Raw genomic sequence first — 16,769 nt, 5'->3', positions numbered from 1 at the left:
GGACGCCGTGCCGTTCGATGGCACTGTCCTGCCGCTGGAGACGCAGATGGCCGGCGATGCCGGGGTGTGGGCGGACATCGCCCGCCGCCACGGCCTGCGGGAAGCGCAGCTGGATCGCCTGGCATCGCCCTGGCACACGGATGCGGATCTCGGTCGCCCGATTGAGGTCGTGACCGACATGTCGAAGAGCCGGCGCCTCGGCTTCACCGAATACCAGGCCACGGACGACGCCTTCTTCGCGCTGTTCCAATCCCTGCGCGAGGGCCGCCTGATTCCCTGAGCAGAACGGGAGTAGAGCCCGCATGGCGCGTCAGAGCAGGGTGCTGCGGAGCGGTTCCGGCGGCATCGTCGGCAGCGGGGTCGACCGGATCGCGGCGATCCTGTCTTCCGGCATGCCCTGGGCCCTCAACAGCATGAGCGCCGCCTCGGTGATCTCGCCGGGGTCGACGCCCCGGGCGAGCGCCCGTCGCAGGATCACGGCGCAGACGCCGTAGCCGATATCGATGCCGAGCTCCGGCAGGCCGCTCCCGAGGGTTCCGTCGCGCACGGCCTCACCTGCGGTCGCTCGGGCGTGCGCCGCCATGCGCGGGTTCGGTGGCCCGACAATCGGCAGCACGCGCACCAGCACTTCGCTGCACGCCCGATCCGACGCCGCGCGCAGCATGAAGTACCGCATGTATTGGAAGATCCGGATGCCGACATCGGCCTCCACGACCTGTTCGTCCTGCTCCCGGTTCAGTTGGGCCGTGATGTCGCCGGCAATCTCACACAGCATCGCCTCGTAGGTCGGGAAATAATTGTAGAAGGTGCCGCGCGCCAAGCCTGCCACGGACCGGACGTCGTCGATCGTGACGCCCGCGACGCCGCGTTCGTCGAACAGCGCCAAGGTCGCCGCGACGATCCGGCCCCGGGTCCGGACACGACGGGCCGCCCCTGTCCTGGTCCGGAAATCGGGAGTTCCCGTCGACTTCGGTTTCGTTCCCATTTCGGCCTCAGTGTCCCGGAAACAGCCCAAACCGCAATTGACGAAATGTCGAATTGACAAATTGTCACTTTGATTGCCACAATAGTCTGCCTGACGACCGAGGGGGAGTTTCGTTCGCGGCCTCGATCCAGACCATCCCACAAACCCTCATACGCGATGTTCTGCGTCAACCGAAGGCGCCAGGCCCGGGGGCTTTCCATCTTTTCCTGCTGACGATCACCGGAGGAGGGGCTGATGCGCGTCTTGTCACGCTGTCGATATCTTCGCGGAAACGGAATCCTGTCCGGTCTGATCCCGCTGCTGCTGGCCGTGGGCTGGGCCGGCGCACCGGTCCAGGCTGCGACCCGGACGGCGTCCTGCCCAGGGCTGCAGGGGCAGCTGATCGGGGGCATCCGCATCACCCAGGCAAGCCGGATCGATGCGGCCGGCGCGGTGCCCGGCTACTGCAAGGTCCTGGCCGTCGGTGCCGGCGGCACAACGCTGGATATCGAGGTCGACCTGCCGGATGGCTGGCAGGGCCGGCTGCTGCATGAGGGCGGCGGCGGCTTCGACGGCCGGCTGCCGTCGGTCGAGGCGACCTCGGCCCAGCTGCCGCTGATGCCGATCCTGCAGCGCGGCGTTGCCTACACCGCCTCCAACGGCGGCAACCGCAGCGGCAATCCGGCCGAGCTGGTGGCGAACGCCGCCGAACGGACCGATTACGCCTTTGCGGCGCTGCCGAAGACCGTGCATTTCGCCAAGGCGGTGGTCCGGGCCTTCTACGGCGGGCCGCCGCGCCGCACCTATTTCCACGGCATCTCCAATGGCGGCCGGAACGCCTATACCGTCGCCGCGATCCTGCCGACGGAGTACGACGGCATCATCGCCGGCGCCGAGACCATGCAGATGGCGACGCAGATGCCGGCGATCCTCGGCATCGTGTCCCGTGCCGGCACCGTGGCGATGCCGTCCACGGCGCAATGGACCGCGGCGTATCAGGCGGCGACGGCGGCCTGCGGCAACGCCAACGGCGTGATCCTGGACCCCGGCAGCTGCGCCTTCGACCCCGGCACCCTGGCCTGCGGCACCAGCGCCGCGGCAACCTGCCTGACCCCGGCGCAGCTGGCGACGGTGCGCGACCTGATCCGGCCGCAGGTCCTGCCGGTCGGGCCCTTCGCCGGCAACTATTGGGCCGATTTCGGCACCACGCTGGATCCGGCGGCCTTCTTCAGCGCCGCCGGCCTGGCCGGGGGCTACGCCGCAATGGCCACGCTCGACCCGGCCTGGCTGCTGCCGGCGCCGGTGCCGGGAAGCCTGCAGGCATCGTACAACGCGCAGCGCGATGCCCCGGTCATCGCCCGGGGCCTGCGCCAGCAGGGGCTGGACCCGTCGCTGTCGGCGATCGCGCTCTTCGCCGCCTCCGGCCGCAAGCTGCTGTCCTTCAGCGGCGGGGCGGACCCCTTGATCTCCGCCCGCGACCATGTGGCGAACTGGCAGCGGGTGGGGGCCATGGCGGCGGCCATACGGCCGGGCGCCCAGGGCAACATGCGGTTCTTCCTGGAACCCGGCGTCGGCCATGGCTTCGGCGGCCCCGGTCCGGACCAGTTCGACTATCTCGGAGTGCTGATCGGGTGGGTTGAGCAGGGCCGGGCGCCCGAACGGGTGATCGGCAGCAAGCTCGACGCCAAGGGCGCCGTCGTCGCCACGCTTCCCGCCTGCGCCTGGCCGGCCCTGCCGCGGTACCGGGGCGACGGCAGCATCAGCGACGCCGCCAGCTATGTGTGCCGTGCGACTCCGGCTGCGCGGCAATAGGTGGGCGGCGCAGGCGATCGATGCGTGTTTCGTGGAGCGGGGGAAGCCCGGAAGGCTTTCCCCAGACTCCAGGATTGCGTGAGACTTGAGGATGAGTCCGGCTGGTCCCCTCTCGGGGATGACTGCATGGCCTGGAGGTCCGGTGGTGGGCGCGACAGGGATTGAACCTGTGACCCCTACGATGTCAACGCAAGGGCTCTCCAACAAAATCAAGCGCATACGGTAGCAAGAGAGAGCAGCCAGTAGCACGGAGCTACAGGGCTTTGGCAGATGTTGCGTTTGAGTTGCGTGCGAGCGCGTGCTGGTCGCTCGAAGGATACGTCGCCCGCTATACGAGGCCGTTTGGCTGACGCGGCGGTCGCTGCAGCAACCATCAAACTCAATTTCAGAATCGCGAAATCCGGACAGCGGAGCTATCCGGGCGTCAACTGCTGCGCTGCGGTCGGGTGCCTCCACCGCGGGGGGTGGGCAATGTAGCACGCCCCAAACAGCAGAAACCCCGCCCGAGATAACCCGGCCGGGGAGTCCACATTCTCTGAAATCGCACCTCCGAGAATAGGGCTCGCCATTTCGCCGGTCAAGGTCCAAGCCGATTCTCGGCGCGGGAAAACTCGTCCTCAAATTGGAGAGCTCCCCGCATGACCGCTGCCCTGCAGCCGGCATCCGATGTCGCACACCCTCGATCCCAGCCCAGCGCCCGCAACAAACTTGCGTTGATCGATGCCGCATGGGTCTGCCATCACCTGCCGGCCTTGGCCGACTTGAACCAGGCGGACAAGGCGGTGCTTTGTGCCTTGATCCGCCATATCGACCAACTTGCCCTCACCGCCGGGAGGACCACAGTCTGGCCCTCAACGGTCTGCTTGGCGCTCGATACCGGATACACCGAACGAAGCATCACGCGTTCGATCTCGCGGCTTGAGGCACGGCGCCTCATCAGACGATTCCTGCCGCCGCGGTGGCGTACCTATCACACGGACCTGAGCGGCTTTTGCCGCATTGCGGCCGATATCCTGGACGCACACGCCGCGGCCAAGGCGGACCGCCTGCCGCGCGCTCGGATCTGCCGGTCAGCGCTGATGATCGAGCCCGACGCTGTGTCGGTTTCGGCCGACACAGCGTCGGGCCTAACAGAAACAGCCATTAAACCAGAAAAACTTGTTGAACAGAGTGACGCTGCGCGCGGTCGATTTCGTAGGCGGCCGGCCGAGCCGGCCGCAGCTGGCTGCACCTTTGCCACCCCACCAGACGACGCCAAGGATGGAGGCGCCGTCAATTGCTCCCCAGGTGGAGCAGGCTTCTCCACCGGCGCTGAACCGGCACCCTCCATCCCGGAGGACAGGGGGCGTGGGGCCCTTGTCGAAGCGTGGGAGGCGTCCCCGACGCTCCGCCGGCTGATCGACATCGATCAGCTTCGGACGGACCCCCTGGAAGCCCTCAACGCGACCGTCGCCCGCGAGTACCTCGCGACGGTAAGTGGGATCCGCAACCCCCATCACATCTGGAACTGGGCGGTGAACCGCCACGGCGCCGCCAACGCCATGCTGGGCTGGATCATCGCCTGCGACACGCCAGCCTCGCCCGGTCGGCCAGTCCGGAACCCGGGCGGATGGTTCACCCGCTTTGCAACATCGGAGCGGCCCTGGGACCTGTCGCGCAACCTCCATCAGCTCTCCCGCCTCGCTCACGCAGCGAGGACCTCATCGGCACATCTCGCGAAAAATCCGCTTTCGGCCCCAGATCGGGAGATCGAACCCATGGAGCAGGCTCTTGCGCCGACAGTTGCCGCGGATCTTCTCGCGATCTACCGAAGTGCCTGGATTGCGGCGGCGACTCGGCGGCTCGGCCGCAGCGAGGCCGCGGCCCTGGCAGTATGGAAGTCATGGCTTGACGAAGCTGCCGCCTCTGGGATCGACGACCACCGCCTACAGATCCGGGTCAAGTCCAGATTCATTCGGGACCAGATCGACAAGAGCTATGGGGATATCTCAAGCGTCGCAGCCGAGGCACTCGGCTATGCCGGAGTGGACTTCGTCACCACGCCTGGGTAGAGCACGTCCTAACTCCACATTGACCGGAGTTTCGCGCCGACATCGACGCGTGCGCGGCCGCTAGCGCTGACGTTGGCGCCGAGCGGCGACCACGTCATCTCTTCGAAGAGCGGCAGGAGCGTCCGCGGGATGAATCGCGTTCGGGATGCATAGACATGCTTGTCGCCGAGCTTGGCCTGCTGGTGGGTGTAGAAGCGGTATGGCACGACCAGATGCAACTCGTCCTTGGCGCGCGTCATCCCTACATGCAGCACCCGCCGCTCCTCCTCTATCTCCTCCGTCGTGCCGGTGCTGAGGTCCGACGGGATGCAGCCGTCGACCACGTTGAGGATATAGACCGACCGATACTCTTGGCCCTTTACGCTGTGGATGGTCGACAGGATCAGGTAGTCGTCGTCGAGAAGGGGAGGGCCCGCATGGTCGCCCGTCGCCTCCGGTGGATCCAGGGTGAGATCGGTCAGGAAGTCGGACCGCGAGGCGCTGCCGGCAGCGATCTGCGCCAGCTGCGCCAGGTCGCTGGCGCGGATCTCGGCATCCTCGTGAATTCGCTCCAGATGCGGAGCATACCACCGTTGGATGGCGTCGAGTTCCGCAGGCCAAGGGACGTCGCGGCCACGCAGGGCCATCATCAAGCTCGCCAGGTCCGGCCAGGCCGCAGCCGCGGACGCCGGCGGCTTTGCATCGGCCAGGGCATGGAACGGCACCGCCGCTGCGGCCATCTGGTCCAGGACACGGCCGGAATGGACTGGCCCGATGCCGGGCAACAGCTGCAGCACCCGGAATCCGGCGATCCGGTCGCGCGGGTTCTCCGCCCAACGGAGGACCGACAGCATATCCTTGACGTGCGCGGCGTCGAGGAACTTCAGGCCGCCAAACTTGCGATAGGGGATGTTTCGCCGGGTCAACTCCACCTCAAGGTGGCTCGAATGGCTCGAAGTGCGAAACAGCACGGCCTGCTGCCTCAGGAGCACGCCCGCCTCGCGGTCTTCGAGGACGCGATCGGCGACGTAGCGGGCCTGGTCGACCTCGTCCCGGACGCTGACCAGCCGCGGCCGCTGTTCCGATACGCGGTCGGACCAGAGCTGCTTGGCGTAGCGCTCCGGGGCGAGATCGATGACCGCATTCGCCGCGGCGAGGATCGGCTGCGTCGAGCGGTAGTTCCGCGCTAGGGTCAGCACCGTCGCCGGCGGCGAGAACAGCCCTGGGAAATCCAGGATGTTGCGCACCGTCGCAGCCCGGAAGCTGTAGATCGCCTGCGCGTCATCGCCGACCACCGTCAGGCCGCGGCCATCGGGCTTCAGCGCTGTCAGGATCGCCGCCTGCAGGCGGTTCGTGTCCTGGTATTCGTCGACCAGGATATGGTCGAACCGGCCCCCGATCTCGGCCGCCAGGTCCGGATCCTCCATCGCTTGTGCCCAGTAGAGGAGCAGGTCGTCATAGTCCAACAGCATCTGGCGCTGCTTGGCATCGACATACAGGCCGAACAGCCGGCGCAGTTCATCGCCCCAGTTCGCACACCACGGGAAGGTGTCCTTGAGCACATCGAGGAGCGGCAGCTGGGCGTTGACGACCCGGGAATAGATGGCCAGGCAGGTCGCCTTAGTCGGGAACCGCTCCTTGGTGGCGGACAGGCCCAGTTCATGCCGGGCCAGGTTCATCAGGTCGGCCGAGTCCTCGCGGTCGAGGATCGAGAACGAGACGTCGAGACCGAGCTGCTCGGAATATTCCCGCAACAGCCGGGCGCCGATCGCGTGGAAGGTGCCCGCCCAGTCCAGCGCGGCGCCGGCGCCGCCGTGGCCGAGCACCCGCGCCGCAATGCGCTCGCTCCGTCTCGTCATTTCGTCAGCCGCCCGGCGGGAGAAGGTCAGCAGCAGGATCCGGCGCGGATCTGCACCGGCCTCGATCAGCCGCACGACGCGATGCGCCAGCGTGTTGGTCTTTCCCGATCCGGCGCCGGCAATTACCAGCAGCGGCCCGGCTGGTGGCGCGTCGATGCCGAATTCGACCGCTGCCCGCTGCTCGGCATTGAGCAGGTCCAGGTAGGAGGGGATCACAGCGGTCGACTCGGAGATGCTCATCCAGCCAGTCAGCATCATTCCCGGTTTGTTCGCAATATCGAGCCGATCTTTCGGCACAGCTTAGTGGGGCATCCCGAGGTCGTTGGCGGGCTGAGGGCTACCGCAATCGTCCGCGAATCGCCCCATCGCGTTGGCCACAGTTTCCCAGTCCTCCGCCTCGATCCGTCCTCGCTGCGCAAGGTAGCGGCTCGCGATGACCTTCTGTTCGTATGTCCAGTCGATCGTCTTCATGAAGATCAGGCTGAAACGGCGGAAGGCATCCAGCTGTTCCTGCCATTCACCGCCATCCATGGCATCGAGCGCCTGCAGGACGGCGGTTTCGTACTCCTCCGTGTCTTCCCGGATAGGATCGATCGGGCTTGGTTTTGGCATGACACTCACCAATCGTTTGTCACTCAGCCGATGGTTAGGGCTTCGATGTGCCGTTTCGCGACGGCGACGCCCTGGGCCAACAGCGCCGCGATCTCGGCCTCGCGCATGCCCAGTTCCAGCGCCTTCCAGCGCAGTTCGTTGCAGCTCACGGCTTCGTCGAGCTCGAAGTTCCGGAGTTCGACATCCAGGTCGCGTGGCAAGATTGACCTCATCAGCGATGGATTGTTCACTGTATGTTCTAATCGCGGTCGAAGCCGGAGTCGAATCGAATCTCGGCTCGCGGGCGGTCGGCGCCGCTGCTACCCCGTGTCGTCGGTGACAATCTCGCCTCTCAGCCTATGTGAATCGTCATGGCTTCATCCGACAGCACGACATCGGAGCGTATCGCCGAGCTGGTCCGGCTGCAGGAGCGGCGGGCACGCGCCCTGGGCAATCGCCCGGGCGAGATGGTGCCCGGCGCCGAGATAATCGTCGTCCGGCGCAACCCCGAGACCGCCCGCCGGCAGTTCGATTTGCTGAAGTGGGGCCTCATCCCGAACTGGGCGCCGGACCAGGCGAGCCCACATCTTCACGCCCGCGCCGAGACCATCGCCGAGCTTCCGACCTTCGCGAAGTCCTTCGCCAAGCGCCGTTGCATCATTTCGATCGACCTCTTCACCCAGCGCCGCACCATCGGCGAACCCAAGGGCCGCGAGTTTGCGTTCGGCAATGCAGACGGATCCGACCTATTCGTGGCCGGCATTTGGGATGCCTGGTGTCTGCCCGGTACGGCGAGCTGGATTCGGACCTTTGCCACCATCACCACGGAAGCCAACGACCTGGTCGGCCAGATTCATGACCGCATGCCGGCGATCCTGACAATAGACCAACTGGCCGGCTGGTTCGGCGAGGTGCCCGCGCCTCTCGAGGAGGTGCAGGGGATGCTGCAGCCCTTCCCCGCCAAAGGCACGATTCGCTGGCCCGCCAAATCCAAACGCCCGGCCAATGTGGTGCAGGAAGCGGAGCCGCCTGGGGAACCCGATCTGTTTTCGCCGCGGACCGGATGAACGGCAAGCGGCCGAGCGATGCTGTGGACCTCTACGCAGGCTGTCGCTTCCGAATGACGGTTGGCGGCCGCTCGCTCGTGCCGGTTCGGCTGACGGGAGTGCGCCATAAGCGGTCGTTGCAGCCGCGGCCCGATACCGGACGTCGCTCGAAACCGCTGAAAACCCGCCCGTCCCGGTCGGCCAGTCAGGCTGCAGAGCGCCATAAGCGGTCGTTAAGTGGGCGGTCCGACAGCGGACTACGATCGAAGGCACGGAATCCTCGCGATTTTCGATTGGGTTCGGCCTGAGAGTGCAGCCGAAAGCAGACGCCGCAGACGCCTCCACGAAGCGGACGTGATCGGACGCAAAAGGCCACATCCATGGCAGGCGAGGGTTGGAGGTCGGGACTGCACATCGCTTAGGCTCCCCTTGATCAACCAGCATTGTGTGCAGACCGCCCGCCCGGAAAAAGCCTCGGCGTCTCTCCCCTGTCGAGCTGTATCCTTCCGCTTACACGGCGACGCATCACCATCGACGCTTCCACTTAATCCCTGATTGATGCACAAAGGCAGGGGTATAGAGTGGAATGGCATTTCAAAAGCGCGATCACGGTGGCATGGCTAAGCGTGCGACGAAACCTCGATCGGGCAGACGCGCAAATGATCCCCCAAAGGACTACCAGCCGCGTCGCGGGATCACTACCCCAAGATATGAGATAACCCCACCGTCGGTTCATCGCGTTAGCATCTTGCCACTGGTGGATGTCGGCAGCCGGAAATTCGAAGAACTCTGCCGTGACGTAGTCAACCGTCGGTTTCCTAATGTCGTGCGTGCTTCGCTGAAGCGAACGGCGGGCGTCGACCAATATGGTGTTGATGTAGAAGGGTTTGACTCGGAGCACCTACCTCGGATCGTCGTATCTGCCAAATGTTATAAGGACATTAAAGCATGGGAATTCCGTCCATGGATTGAGGATTTTACCAAACACCTCGATGGTCATTGGAAAGACAAGGGTGTTACTGATTTTGTATTAGCCGTGAGTCATGAATGTAACGATGACGACATGAATGACGCATCAAAACTCTTGGTAGAAGATTTGAGGCGTAGAAACATAAATTTTCATCTCTGGAATTCGTATTCGATTACCGAGTTCCTGAGAGAAGATGCCTCACTAGTGGGTCGATATTTTGGACCATATTGGGTTGACGCAATATCTGCATCAGCTGCTGTCACGAGCGCCACCGTTGAAACGCCAACTCCTCTAGTATCTCCCCTCGCTCAAAACAACATAGGGGTCCTCGCGCAAATCGTTGACGACGTAGCCGCAAGACTCAGCCTGCCTCTCAACACCGCGTTGGCGGGACAACTGGATGACGCGCTGCGCAAAATGAGGGCTGGCAGTAGCGTAGCGATGCGCCAATGGCTTGCGTCCGTTCGCGGGGATGCAGGAACCTGGCCCCTCTTGCCTGCCGACACTCGGGCTAAGGCGCTCCGTGCGGCGGCAATGTTGCAACTCCGCGACGATCAACCAGAGGTCGCTGAAGAACTGCTATCAGAAGCGGCGCGCCTAGCGCCGGCCCCGGACCGGTCGGTTGGGGCATTGATGACCCGTCGGACATTGGGGCCTGGGTCAGCTCTGGAATGCCTGACTGAACCTTGTACGGCGCGCGAACGTGAAATCAAAGCGGGATTGCTGATCGAGACCAGTCGGATAGTCGAAGCCGGCACCATTCTAGGTGAATTTGAGCCAGAGAACATTTCCGCCGAAGTACTCCGTTTGCGCGCAATCGTCGAAGCATTGTCTGGCCGCGTCGATAAGGCGCTCAGTCTCGCTACCAACGCCCACCAGCGAGCGCCCCAAGATGCAATACCGCTATTGACCCTCGGTGCGATGCGGTTATTTGCGGCGCTTGGTGATGGAGTCACGCCGCAATTTGGCTCGTCGCCCAACCCAATGAATGCGGCCTTGCTTCGTGGAAACAAATCTTCTTTAGAAAGATTGCGTCAGTCGAGCGTCGCGTTTGACCAACTACTCCTCTTTCGGGATCTTGACATAAAGGAGGATGTCGAGATCTGGAAGCTTGGGGCACTCCTAATGCATCCGGAGCGCCACGAGGAAGCACGATCCTTTGCAAGAGTTTTATTAAATCGCCAAAATGTAAACCCGCTGGCAATTGCTTGGTGTCACCAGTTCAACGTTCCGCTGCGCGAAGGGAAGCTCCGGAAGGTGCTCGGCGACGCAATTCGTCAGGGTCGGGGAAGCCCGAGTCATGTGGTTGTCCTCGCTCTGATGTGTGCTAAGCCAACTGAACCTGGCCCTGGCCTCGCAATAATCAGCCGGTTCGCTCATCTGTTCCCGGAAGCGAGCGACTTTCTCGACGGATGGCGTGAGCAATTTGGAGACGCCTCCAGTGGTGCTGCCATTGGCTATCCTCAGGCAGTGAACAGCGCTCTTAGAAACAACGATCTAGCTCCGCTTGCCGATCTTCTTATGAGGAGCGACACCCCTGTCGAAAATGTTATCGCCGGCGCGGCATTTCTGTCACAACGTCGAGCATACGAGCATGTTAATAGCCTTCGTGAACGTCTAATAGGAATCGGCACAATCAACGCTATTGAGTTGGCAGCAATAGCCGCATTGCGGGTCGGAAAACCTCAGGACTGCATATCAATCATAACCGGGAGCTTTAATTACTTTGATGGCCATATACCGACTAATCTAATACATCTCAGGATTCAGGCAAATACAGACCTCGGCTCGCATCGGCCCGTTATATTCGATTTGCAGGCACTACGGAGCGAGCGAGATGATCCCGAAATACGGGATCGCCTGATGGACGCATACCTCAAAATTGGTGCCCTCCGGGAGTTCCAAGCGGAAGCGGAGCGGGCTCTGGATGAAGGCCGATTAGATCAACGCCACGCAATGCAGATTGCGTACGCCTTGCGCGCGCATGCGCCGGAGACGGCCAAGCGCGCTCTGTCGGCGGTGGGGCAGCGAGAGATCCCACAGCAACTCGCGGGCTTCGTGCTTTCGCTGTCCGCCGAGCTTGGTCTCGCTGAACTGCAAGACCGGGTCATGAGATCAATGTGGGGAGAGGGAGTTCCAGAAGGTTCAACTTTCGTCAAATTCGAATCAGTTGACGCCGTGCTCGCTTACATCCACGAGCAAACTGATGCATATCGAAAGAATTTTGAGGAGTGGCTCAAAGGACGGGCATTAGCAGCCGTAATCATGCGTTCGGACATGAAGGCCTATGTGCGGTTGTTTCTAGAAAGCGAACAATATAGAAGGAACAACGCCGGAGACAAATTCCCGGTTCTCCTTATTTCTGCTGCTCGCCGAACGTCGGCTCCGCCGATTGAGGCAGGAAGGCCGCCCCTGCGGCTTGATCTGTCAGCACTATTGTTGTTGGAACGGTTTAATCTATTAGCAAAGGTCGATCAGGTTTTCTCGGTGGAAGTGCCCCCGTCGCTTCCGGAGGCACTTATTGAGATCACGGCCGAGTTTCGAGCCGTCGACAAAACCATGGTGCAAAAGGTTAGGGACTCGATTCAATTTGGCGTCATTAAGCTGGTAGAGGACCGACCAGAAGGTTCGATACGACTGGAGAGTGATGACAACGCCCTTCAGATTGACGCTAGCAGACTGCAATCTGCTCTCGGAGCGGCCGTCAGAAATGGCAATATAAGCAGTGACGATGCACTTCGCGCTCTCCAAGAACTCGGGGTGGATCATCCCGATCTCTCCGGCAGTTGGTCTGCAGAGTCGCTGGCGCTCTCTGCTTTCTCGATCTATAGACTCGCCTCAGCTGATGTGCTCGAGCCGGTTGCTCTCGCGGTCCCGACGCTTATATCGAGGGCCGATGCCGATCGGGTAGCGAACGAGATAGACTCAGCGCTTCACGACAACGAAATAAGAGACCGAATTGTCAAACTGCGAGCGACAGTCGCGGAGCGATTGGAGCAGGGCCACTGGCAAACCATACCGCGATCAATACCTCGCGAAAGCACGGCGGAGCCTATCCCACCACATGTACGCTGCATCATTGAAATTCTCACCGCTCAGGAGTCTGCTGCGGCACTGTTTTGGATCGAGGATAGATTTCTCTCACATCAGCGCCTGGACGGCGCTGTGTATTTGCTAGACATATTAGAGAACCTTGAGAATCGGTCCGCAATTGATCGAGGAGCGTATATTCGCCTTCGTAAGGAGTTGCGCGACACAGGCTATTCCTTCTTGCCGATTGAGGCAGATGAGTTTTTCGAACCGCTTGACGCGGCCCTGATTGTGGATGGGCAAATTGTTGAAGGCCCTGCCTTGGCGGATTTACGCTCATGGTATGTCGAGGAACTCGGACGGGTTCAATATCTTGACTTATCAACTTTAATTCAACGGGATGGTGCGATCGTCAGCGAGATGAGACGCCCTGTAGATCTCGGGGCGCTCGTGCGCGACGTGTTGAGTGAAGTGTGGTCCAATCCTGAAGCCGACCAGGCGTCAAAGATAGCTCGTTCTTCGTGGGCCTGGACGTGCCTGCGCTTTGAGCAGCCCCCGGTATCGACCCCAGCGCCCGCTGAGGCGCGCCGTCGCTTTGTTGCGACCATGGTCGCACATGCTATCGATTTGCCACTTGTCTCCAAATTGTCAGCTGGGCAGTCCTCGAAGCTGGATGGGCGAGGGTTTGTCAACTGGTTCGTTCGCACGGTGTTAGATCCGCTGGCAGAAGCTGACCAAAATCTTGCAGAGGAAGTGGCGGATGCGCTAGCAGCCACTCTAAGCAGGTTGCTCGAACCGCGGGACGATGTTCCAGAGAACCTTGCAGATGAACTGGACGCTAGGCTCTGCCGCGCAGTTCAGGATCTTTTGGATCTGCTTCCGGATTCGTGGGCAGATCGCGTTGCAAGTCGGCACGACCTGCATATAAAACTTCGACATCGAACATTGATGATGCTCTCAGTTGCAGACGGAATATCCGTTCCGGTAGTTTCGGCTGCTGAAGCCCTGGAACGGAGCCTTGGGCAATCGAACGGCTCTCACGCGACGGTAGCTATCAGGCTCGCAAACGGCCGCGACGCCGAAATTGACGTAATTCTATCGAGCCACGGCGTTCCGTCTGTCGGTCTAGCTGCAGATGACGAGCGGTTCCGACTGGACCCTGTCACAACTGCCCTATTGCACCCAGATCCTAGTGTCCGAGCGAAGGTCCTCGCCGGAATTCCGTCTCTCTCTGAAAGAGAGGGGTTAATAAAGGAAGCCGATCTAGATCGCCTGGCAAGAATACCTGGGGTTGAAGATCGATTCGAGGCATTCAAGTATATGCTTGATGGTGATTTTCACAAGACGATATGGCGTATGCGCGGTATAGTGGAAAAGAACCAGCCACTTAGTGTTTCGGATCTTCAGCTACCTGACCCGGATGCGATCGCCGAGTTTATGAGTGTGGCCGATATTGGAGAAGACGCTAATTTGGAATGTATGGGTGCTGCAGGGGCAAGGCTCATCTCGCGAATTGGTATGACGGCGGCGGTTTCGAGAATTGCTGGTTCCACTATCTCTATTCCGAGAGAGCTTAGTGTGCAGATCTATAATGATTTTGATGATGTTATGGGAGAGAATGTTTCTAAGATGTGGTCCTCGCCACTACTAGAGGTAATGAAACTAGAGATTCTTGCTACTGTCTCCCAAAGTGACGTCGGGGCGATTGGGCGGGCTGTGCGCTGTGCGATAGATTCGGTTGAACGACTCGGTTCGCTCTTTACAGCTCTCATTCGACACGGTGCACGCCAGGTCGCCCGGCGTGCTGATTGGCAGAGACTTCCGGAGAAATGGCGTGTATGTTTTCTCTGGGTATATGCTGATCAACTAACGTGTGCTCTAAGTCCGCCGAATGTCGATCGCGAGGCCTTGGCTCTTTGGATAAAGTCAATCAGCCGTCTACACTTTCGTGATATGGAATCCCGTTCAGACATATCGGAATGGGTTCGCCTGGTTACTCTCGATTATGGGCAGCACCGGTTCGCGACGTCTGTTGTCGCGAGAATTTTGTCTGTCCTTAGAAACCCCAATCCGGAATTGACGCAGAGATTGCAGTCGGTCTGTGGGCTGCAGGGGGAGTTTGGTTGGCTTCCATATGCTGACGCGATCAGGCCTTGGCCGACGGCGCCGTCCGATTTTTGGGTTGCGGCTGATCCGATTCCCCTATTGATCGAGACGGGGTGGGTGGCCGCAGATAGTGAGTTCACCGCGCGGACTCACACGCGACTGGCTGAAAGGCTGCTTGGGCAGCCGGCCGATTCGCCACAACGACAGATGCTTCCAAGCATGTTGACGCTCGTCGATCCGCAGCAAATTGAGATCAGTCTGGTCGATGAGATCCGAGCTACGCTAGATGCGTTTGGCTATGACCTACGCGCCGGAAAAGATGACGGGTCGAGTACACGAGTATCCGGATTTCGTGCGGAGTTATTGGCGGTTCAGGGCGACACCGATTCTTTTTTGCGAGAACTCAATGATCGAGCGGAAGTCTGTAGTAAGCGATGGCCATACCATGTACTTTTTTATCAGCCTGACGGCGAGGTAGGACAGGCCTTTTCAACACTCGCGGACGCCGCATTTGCTCATTCAATGGCATTGCGCTCTTCTCGCGAGGAACGTCTATCAGTATTTGCTAACAGTATTCGAGCCATCGTTGATGGATGGCCAAACGCTCTTAGGGCCGGCATTTTCATATTGGATGCCGTGGTTCGGCAGTTGGATGTGCCCGCGGCGGAGGCGATCTGGCACGTTTTGCTCGACCTGCGTGGTCGGCACAGCGGCCGACCGGGACTCGCTTTAACGAAGATTTGATCCGGCGACAGGCCGCCCGTAGGATTCCCGATCCAGAGGCTCTCCTGCCTGGAAGGGCGCGCCGCGCCAATCCGCCGCGGTCATCTGCGCGGCGCGGAGACTGTGCGCGAGAACTCCCCCGGCTCGAAGCCGGCGCGGGGCGACCCCTCCCTTGATCGCCCGGGCGATTGCCGCCGGGTCGAGCCGGCGAAATGTCCCCTTAGCAGCGCGCCGATGCTACGCGGGACGCAACAAACGGCAACATTGCGGGACTGGGTGTCGAACGACGGACGGGTGCCGTTTTCCCAAGAGCCCATGGCCAGTGCAGCCTGTCGGCCCACAGCAGCAGATGGCAGTTACGACTGGCGACATGGATGTGACCGCGCCGCCGGCGCTTCATCTTCAGCGAAACCGGCCGGCAAAGGCCCGCCCGGATCCAGGGTATCAGCCAGCGGGCGATGACGATCGCTCTGCAGACGAGAAAGTTACTCTAAACCATGGATGAGGGAGGTCCTTTGTCTAGGCTAAGTGAGGCGGTGCTATCTGCTCCAGCGCAGCCTTGGCAACGTGCAAGCGCTATCAATGGGGACCAATTTTCCTCGGGCATGAGGTCCGGTTTGGGGAGCCATCGCGGGGACGGGGGGCGTCCGGTTTGGAGCGCTCAGATGAGTTCTGAACGGCAGCAGTGGGGACGAACCGGTCGTTCGGATGCGCCGGCCTCGTTGCTCGACCAAGCCATGTGCAGTTCGGCCCGGATGCTGTCTGAGCTATCCGCCACTTCGCCGAGAGAGCGGAACGCCTCCTAGATCGGCCGCATTGCTTTGCTAGCGACACAGCGATTGTGGGGCCGCATGTCGACACGTCGATATCTCGTCGTCCCACACACCTTGGACCGGTGGGCCGTACAACTCGGCCGGACGCACATCGAGAGCTTTTACCGGGTGGAGGTCGCGGTGGCTTTCGCCCAGCGCTGCGCAAGCGCCGCGGATGGCGACTCGAACGTCCTGTTGCAGACCCCGGCTGGAGCGATCTCCGCGGTCGCAACATATTGTGGATAAAGTCGATCTTTGACCGCATATATAGCATTTTATGAATCGACTCGACTTCGGTAAAGTTTGTTCTATCTTTGTTCCTGTCCGGCGACGGGGTGAGCATGGATGGAATCAAAGGATGTGTGCTCGCGCACTTTTGCCCTGAGATGCCCCGGAGGGCATCCAGATCGGAGGCGCGGTCTCGTTGCCGGCAATGGCTCCGGCCAGGATTCTGACCTCCGCTCACGCTCGCCTCGGGTCCACAATTCACCCGCACTAGCGTTTCGGCGCCGCGGATTCCGTAGTCCTGAGCCTATCGAGATGGGCATGAAACCGTCCGCCGCGCTTCCGGTCGTCAAAGAGCTTCGTGAGCGCATCCAGCGGATTGAAGGTTCGGCAGCTCGTCGCCGCGCTGTCTTGCCGTTCGGGGTCCCGACGATCGACCAGCACCTGCCCGGTGGCGGCCTGGCCCTTGGCGCGCTGCACGAGATTGCAGGCGGTGGCCATGGCGCGCTCGATGGGGCGGCAGTGGCGCTATTCGCTGCCGGCATCGCTGCCCGCACACGTGGCCGCGTCCTGTGGTGCGTGACCCGTCAGGACCTATTCG

9 protein-coding genes and 1 pseudogene are annotated in these 16,769 nt (G+C 61.5%); 6 read left to right on the top strand and 4 right to left on the bottom strand.

The window, feature by feature from the left end; all coding sequences use genetic code 11:
- Positions 1–280, top strand: a 280-nt coding sequence (locus tag AC3XYG_RS40360) for a hypothetical protein (RefSeq protein WP_489145555.1), incomplete at its 5' end; no start/stop codon positions are given.
- A gap of 30 nt (positions 281–310) precedes the next feature.
- On the opposite strand, the gene AC3XYG_RS40355 is transcribed toward AC3XYG_RS40360, so the two are convergent.
- Positions 311–985, bottom strand: a complete 675-nt coding sequence (locus AC3XYG_RS40355; RefSeq protein WP_489145554.1) for a TetR/AcrR family transcriptional regulator — start codon at positions 983–985, stop codon at positions 311–313.
- Between the two features lie 234 nt (positions 986–1,219).
- On the opposite strand from AC3XYG_RS40355, the gene AC3XYG_RS40350 reads away from it, so the two are divergent.
- Both AC3XYG_RS40350 and AC3XYG_RS40345 read left to right on the top strand, forming a co-directional pair.
- The gene (locus AC3XYG_RS40350; protein ID WP_489145553.1) at positions 1,220–2,776 is read left to right on the top strand and encodes a tannase/feruloyl esterase family alpha/beta hydrolase; all 1,557 of its coding nucleotides are present in this window, start codon (positions 1,220–1,222) and stop codon (positions 2,774–2,776) included.
- Positions 2,777–3,414: 638 nt separating this feature from the next.
- On the top strand, positions 3,415–4,827 hold the full coding sequence (locus AC3XYG_RS40345) for a hypothetical protein (RefSeq protein ID WP_489145552.1): 1,413 nt from the start codon (positions 3,415–3,417) through the stop codon (positions 4,825–4,827).
- Between the two features lie 8 nt (positions 4,828–4,835).
- Here AC3XYG_RS40345 and AC3XYG_RS40340 read toward each other — a convergent pair whose 3' ends face one another.
- The 3 genes from AC3XYG_RS40340 to AC3XYG_RS40330 are packed head-to-tail and all read right to left on the bottom strand — an operon-like array spanning position 4,836 to position 7,477.
- Entirely contained in the window at positions 4,836–6,905 is a 2,070-nt protein-coding gene (locus AC3XYG_RS40340; protein WP_489145551.1) for an ATP-dependent helicase, read from the bottom strand.
- A gap of 60 nt (positions 6,906–6,965) precedes the next feature.
- Entirely contained in the window at positions 6,966–7,277 is a 312-nt protein-coding gene (locus AC3XYG_RS40335; protein ID WP_489145550.1) for a hypothetical protein, read from the bottom strand.
- 23 nt (positions 7,278–7,300) lie between these two features.
- On the bottom strand, positions 7,301–7,477 hold the full coding sequence (locus AC3XYG_RS40330; RefSeq protein ID WP_489145549.1) for a hypothetical protein: 177 nt from the start codon (positions 7,475–7,477) through the stop codon (positions 7,301–7,303).
- 150 nt (positions 7,478–7,627) lie between these two features.
- Between AC3XYG_RS40330 and AC3XYG_RS40325 the strand changes: the two genes are divergently transcribed.
- From AC3XYG_RS40325 to AC3XYG_RS40315, 3 genes and pseudogenes are all read left to right on the top strand, one after another.
- Positions 7,628–8,323 (top strand): SOS response-associated peptidase, encoded by a 696-nt coding sequence (locus AC3XYG_RS40325; protein ID WP_489145548.1) that lies wholly within the window; start codon positions 7,628–7,630, stop codon positions 8,321–8,323.
- A gap of 736 nt (positions 8,324–9,059) precedes the next feature.
- Positions 9,060–15,152, top strand: a complete 6,093-nt coding sequence (locus AC3XYG_RS40320; RefSeq protein WP_489145547.1) for a hypothetical protein — start codon at positions 9,060–9,062, stop codon at positions 15,150–15,152.
- A gap of 1,337 nt (positions 15,153–16,489) precedes the next feature.
- Positions 16,490–16,769 (top strand): annotated as a pseudogene (locus tag AC3XYG_RS40315) (ImuA family protein); the annotation flags it as partial.

The sequence above is a fragment of the Inquilinus sp. genome, from assembly GCF_057815775.1.
Note: the sequence above shows the minus strand (reverse complement) of the source record. Positions and strands in the feature narration are given on the sequence as shown.

Excerpts from the sequence above, each read along its gene's own strand:
- AC3XYG_RS40335 (WP_489145550.1), bottom strand. The coding sequence starts at position 7,277 with ATGCCAAAACCAAGCCCGATCGATCCTATCCGGGAAGACACGGAGGAG.
- AC3XYG_RS40345 (WP_489145552.1), top strand. The coding sequence starts at position 3,415 with ATGACCGCTGCCCTGCAGCCGGCATCCGATGTCGCACACCCTCGATCC.
- AC3XYG_RS40355 (WP_489145554.1), bottom strand. The coding sequence starts at position 985 with ATGGGAACGAAACCGAAGTCGACGGGAACTCCCGATTTCCGGACCAGG.
- AC3XYG_RS40325 (WP_489145548.1), top strand. The coding sequence starts at position 7,628 with ATGGCTTCATCCGACAGCACGACATCGGAGCGTATCGCCGAGCTGGTC.
- AC3XYG_RS40340 (WP_489145551.1), bottom strand. The coding sequence starts at position 6,905 with ATGAGCATCTCCGAGTCGACCGCTGTGATCCCCTCCTACCTGGACCTG.
- AC3XYG_RS40350 (WP_489145553.1), top strand. The coding sequence starts at position 1,220 with ATGCGCGTCTTGTCACGCTGTCGATATCTTCGCGGAAACGGAATCCTG.